General features: G+C 62.3%; 5 protein-coding genes and 1 pseudogene. All 6 read left to right on the forward strand.

What is annotated here, in order from left to right:
* A pseudogene (locus WCA53_RS34040) lies at nucleotides 1-699 on the forward strand (inositol monophosphatase); the annotation flags it as partial.
* The gene (locus WCA53_RS34045) at nucleotides 689-1,216 is read left to right on the forward strand and encodes an isochorismatase family protein (protein ID WP_423922561.1); all 528 of its coding nucleotides are present in this window, start codon (nucleotides 689-691) and stop codon (nucleotides 1,214-1,216) included. The pseudogene WCA53_RS34040 and the gene WCA53_RS34045, both read left to right, overlap by 11 nt.
* A gap of 116 nt (nucleotides 1,217-1,332) precedes the next feature.
* Complete coding sequence (locus WCA53_RS34050) at nucleotides 1,333-2,127, forward strand: transporter substrate-binding domain-containing protein (RefSeq protein ID WP_423922565.1); 795 nt, start codon at nucleotides 1,333-1,335, stop codon at nucleotides 2,125-2,127.
* 363 nt (nucleotides 2,128-2,490) lie between these two features.
* The gene (locus WCA53_RS34055) at nucleotides 2,491-3,222 is read left to right on the forward strand and encodes a 2Fe-2S iron-sulfur cluster-binding protein (RefSeq protein WP_423922569.1); all 732 of its coding nucleotides are present in this window, start codon (nucleotides 2,491-2,493) and stop codon (nucleotides 3,220-3,222) included.
* 9 nt (nucleotides 3,223-3,231) lie between these two features.
* Nucleotides 3,232-4,221 (forward strand): FAD binding domain-containing protein, encoded by a 990-nt coding sequence (locus tag WCA53_RS34060; protein ID WP_423922572.1) that lies wholly within the window; start codon nucleotides 3,232-3,234, stop codon nucleotides 4,219-4,221.
* The coding region (locus WCA53_RS34065) for a xanthine dehydrogenase family protein molybdopterin-binding subunit (protein WP_423922575.1) at nucleotides 4,218-4,950 on the forward strand (733 nt) is incomplete at its 3' end. The genes WCA53_RS34060 and WCA53_RS34065, both read left to right, overlap by 4 nt.

A 4,950-nucleotide genomic window follows, 5' to 3' on the forward strand; every position in this document is an offset into this window, starting at 1 on the left:
GGCCTTGAAGGCACGCGGGATTACGACGTCGACAAGCCGCTTGCGTATCGCGAGAAAGTGGGACGGTTCCTGCTCACCATGACCTACCGCCACGAGTATCCGCAAGTCGACGACGAACGGCTCGGCACCGCGTTCGCCGTTTTCCACGAGGCAGGGACGGATATTGTTGTGGCGGCCGTTGAATTGAAGCTCGTGAAAGTGCCGCCCATTCAAAGCAGCGCCGACCTCGTGTACATCCTCGATACTTATTCGGGCGAAATGCTTTCCATCGCGCTCGCGGCCACCGAGGCGCTCGGGCCGGAGGGCCTGTGCAGCGTGTTCAACGAACATCGGGTGGTATATGTCAGCACGTGGGAAGTTCGCAGGCCATGGCGTGGCGAGGGCCTGGGCATTGTCCTGCTGCACGAGGCCTTGAGACGCCTTCCGCCTGATTCCGCCGGCAGGCCCGACGCGCTATGCATCGCGCCCGAGCCCTATCAGACGGAATCCCGCTATCTCGAACAGTTGCCAGCCACGTTGCGTAGCGAACTCGATGCGCCCGCTCAACGTCTCTCGCGCTATTTCACGAGCTGGCTCGACAACGCGAACCTGCCCAACATCGGCACGCATTTCTTTGTTCCGATGGCCAAGCATGCCGGCATTGGATCAGCGGGAGAAAACGCGCGGCTAATCGACCGGATCATGGAAAGTGACGCCTGATACCTTGCTGCTGGTCGTCGATATGCAGGCGAAGTTGCTGCCGCATATCGACGGCGGCGCGGCCGTGCTGAAAAATTGCGCGACGCTCGTGAAAGCAGCCGATCTGCTCGACATTCCCGTGCTTTTCACCGAGCAAAATCCGCGCGGACTTGGGCCCACTTCGGAAGCCCTGACGGGCGAGCGCCGCCACTCGGTGATCGAGAAGGACACGTTCGATGCGACGCTAAGCGCAAAGTTCGTGGCGGCGCTGCCATCGAAGAAAACGACTCTCCTGGTTGCCGGCTGCGAAGCGCACGTGTGTGTCTTGCTGACCGTGATCGGGCTACGGCGATTGGGTTACGCGGTCGAACTGATCGCCGACGCGATTGGCTCGCGTGCGCCGGAAAACAAGGCGACCGCCCTGGCGCGTGCCCAATGTGAACACGCGTTTCCGGTCGCAACGGAAACCGTGATCTTCCGCTGGCTCGAAAGCTGCCGCCACCCGCAGTTCCGCAGCGCGCTGGCCCTGATCAAATAACGATCAAATCGGCGCCAGCCATGCCGTGTGCTCATGGCTGGCATGAGCATTTTTCGATTGTTTCGGGATTTTGGACTGCCTAAAGTGCACTGCATAACTACTTCAAGGCCACGATCATGACCATCCGCGTTTCCAGCCTCGCCCGGCGCTTCTTAGTGGCCGCCGCCCTGACTGCGCCGTTCCTGAGCGCACCCGTTCACGCCGATGCCCTCGATACCGTGCAGAAAAGCGGCGTCCTGCGCGTAGGCGTGTTCATGGACTACCCGCCGTTCGGCTCTATCGGAACGGATATGAAGCCGCAGGGATACGACATCGACATGGCCGATTACCTGGCCAAAGCCATGAAGGTCAAGGTTGAACTGGTGCCAATCACCGGCGAGAACCGCATGGCGTATATCGCCACGCATAAAGCCGATATTTTATTGAGCGTCGGCCAGACGCCGGAGCGGGAGAAAGTGCTCGACTTCTCGCGTCCCTACGCGCCGTACTATCTCGCGGTGTTCGGGCCCAAATCCTTGTCCGTGAAGAATGAAAAGGATCTCGCCGGCAAAACGATTTCAGTCGCGCGCGGTACGCTGGAAGATCTGAGCATAACGAAAGTCGCGCCGCCGGACGCGACCATCAAACGCTTCGACGACCCCAATGGCGCCATCTCCGCGTTCCTTTCGGGCCAGGTGCAACTGATGGTCGTCGGCAACGATGTGGGCGCGACGATCATTGCTCGCAACCCGCCGATCGCGCCCGAGCAGAAATTCGAACTCTTCAGCTCGCCGGATCACGTCGCGGTGAATAAAGGCGAGACCGCCTTGCTTAAGGAAATCGATGTGGCTGTCTTGAAGGCCAAGACGGACGGCACCCTGAACAAGCTGTCGACAAAGTGGCTAAAGGCGCCGTATCCGTCGGATCTTTGAATGTAGCGGTATGGAGTCCTAGGCGGTGCGACGGGGCGTTGAAGACGCCGGGTCGCACCGTTTGTGTTTTAGTGCTTTCGCCATTCCGCCTTTCACCGCTGAAAGGCGCCCAGCAAGCCTCACAGCGAATTTACACGCGAATGTAGTCGCTACCTGCTACATGCACGGGTCATCGCCGATCCGCCGCTCTCGCAGGCGATGGCATCCAACTTGCTTGTTCCATGTCGCGTCACTTGTGATCCTCCGGCCATGCCAGACAAAGGACATGAAACGGCGCGCGCCGCTTGTAGCCCAGACACGTCAGCCCCGACGCCTCAGCCAACGCAGCGCCCACTCTGCCCGAGCGAGGAGTTTCACATCGCCATGCCGAAGCCAAAGTCCCCTGCCGCAACGATCATTCCAGAAGTAGTGCCACTGGCGTCCCGGCGCCGGTTTCTCCAATCCGCAGCGGCAGCCGCCGCCGTGTCAGCCGCCCCGCTAGTTCATGCCCAGCAAGCGCCTCGGGAAGTGCCGGAAGTACCGCCGGGAGTACCATTAGGCACGCCCACCGCGCCGGAGCCCTCCGTGTCGAAGGCTGCGCCGCTGACGTCGCTCAGGCTGACGATCAATGGCCGTCCTTACGAAATGCAACTCGAGGCACGCACCACGCTACTCGACGCGCTGCGTGAATACGCCGCTCTCACAGGCACGAAGAAAGGTTGCGATCGCGGTCAATGCGGAGCCTGCACGGTGATCGCGAATGGCCGGCGCATCAACTCGTGCCTGACGCTTGCCGTGATGCACGAAGGCGATTCGATCATCACCGTCGAGGGTCTGGCGCAGGGCCAGACGTTGAGCCCGATCCAGCAGGCGTTCATCAAACACGATGCGTTCCAGTGCGGCTTCTGTACGCCCGGCCAACTGTGTTCGGCCACCGCGTTGATCGATGAATTTCGCGCCGGCAATGCAAGCGCGGCCACTGCCGACGTCCGCTATCGACCGCCGCAACTCTCCGACGATGAAATCCGCGAACGCATGAGCGGCAATATCTGTCGATGTGGCGCGTATCCGAACATTGTCGCCGCGATCAAGACGATCGCGACCGGCCAGGTCTAGGAGCGCGCCATGGATGCCATTTCATACGAACGCGCCGCCGATGCAGGCGCGGCGATCAAGGCGGCGCAACAGCCGGGCGTTGTGTTTATCGGCGGCGGGACGAACCTGCTGGACCTGATGAAAGGCGGCGTGGCGAAGCCTGTGAAGCTCGTCGACATTACGCACATCGCCGGTCTCGACACGGTCAGCGAGTTGCCCGACGGTGGCTTGCGAATCGGCGCGCTGGTCCGCAATAGCGACGCGGCCAATCACGCGTGGGTGCGCGGGCGATATCCGTTGTTGTCCGAAGCGTTTCTCGCGGGGGCATCGGCGCAATTGCGCAACATGGCGACGGTCGGCGGCAACCTCATGCAGCGTACGCGTTGCTACTACTTCTACGACACCGGCTTTCCCCAATGCAACAAGCGCTCGCCCGGCAGCGGCTGCGCGGCGATGGAAGGCAACAACCGGATTCACGCGATTCTCGGCGCGAGCAACCAGTGCATCGCGACGAACCCGTCCGACATGAACGTGGCGCTGGCCGCGCTCGAGGCGCTCGTGCGGGTGAGCGGCCCCAAGGGTGAGCGCGTGATTGCGTTCGCGGAGTTTCATCGGCTGCCGGGCGATCATCCCGAACTCGATACCACGCTGCAACCGGGCGAGCTGATCACATCGGTCGACCTGCCGCCGCCCCTTTTCGCGCAGCACTCGCATTATTTGAAGGTTCGCGATCGCGCCAGTTATGCGTTCGCGCTTGTATCGGTCGCGGCCGCGCTGCAGATGGACGGCAACACGATAACGACCGCCCGCATTGCGCTGGGCGGCGTCGCGCACAAGCCGTGGCGGGCAGGTCCAACTGAACAGATGCTCACCGGCCAGCCCCTTTCGCGCGCCACGCTGCAACAAGCGGCCGCCCTTGCCGTGCGCGATGCGAAAAGTTATGGCGACAATGACTTCAAGATCGAACTGGCCCAGCGCGCGATCGTTCGCGCGGTCGCAACCGCAGGAGGCTTGACATGAGTGTTCTCGGCGAACCGCTCGATCGCACCGACGGGCTTTTAAAAGTAACGGGCCAGGCCAGATATTCCGCCGACAACCCCGAAGCCAAGCTAGCGCACGCGGTACTCGTGACCAGCACGATTGCACATGGCCGGGTCGTGTCGATGGATACGAATCGCGTCCAGTCGATGCCCGGCGTACTGCTCGTGATGACGCACGAAACCGCGATGCGCCTGCCCAACGGCGGCAACCCGAGTGCGGAGCCACCGGCCGTGCGCAGGTTGTCGCTGCTGCAAACCGACGAGGTCAGGTACAGCAATGAACCGGTTGCCGTGGTCGTCGCCGATACGCTGGAGCGCGCGACCGAAGGCGCTCGCCAGCTCCAGTCATCGATACGCTACGAAGCCGCGCCGCCAAACGCCGACTTTCAACGCGCGCTCGGCACCGCGTATCGGCCGGCCAAGATGATGGGAAGGCCGATCGACACCCAGCGTGGCGACATCGATGCCGGCCTGCGGCAAGGGCCGAATCGTCTCGATGTGGTCTACACCACGCCGTACGAACATCACAATCCGATGGAGCCGCACGCCACGCTCGCTCGCTGGGACGGCCCGAAGCTCACGCTCTACGACGCGACCCAAGGCGTCTCGGGCGCACGCAGCGCCGTGGCGAAAATCATGGGTCTGGACGACGAAGACGTGCGCGTGATCTGTCCGTTCGTGGGCGGCGGCTTTGGCTGCAAAGGCTCGG

It is taken from the genome of Caballeronia sp., from assembly GCF_049581465.1.
Taxonomy (GTDB): Bacteria; Pseudomonadota; Gammaproteobacteria; order Burkholderiales; family Burkholderiaceae; genus Caballeronia.

What these genes read in the sequence shown, in the direction of transcription:
- WCA53_RS34050 (WP_423922565.1), top strand. Translation starts at nt 1,333, where the DNA reads ATGACCATCCGCGTTTCCAGCCTCGCCCGGCGCTTCTTAGTGGCCGCC.
- WCA53_RS34055 (WP_423922569.1), top strand. Translation starts at nt 2,491, where the DNA reads ATGCCGAAGCCAAAGTCCCCTGCCGCAACGATCATTCCAGAAGTAGTG.
- WCA53_RS34060 (WP_423922572.1), top strand. Translation starts at nt 3,232, where the DNA reads ATGGATGCCATTTCATACGAACGCGCCGCCGATGCAGGCGCGGCGATC.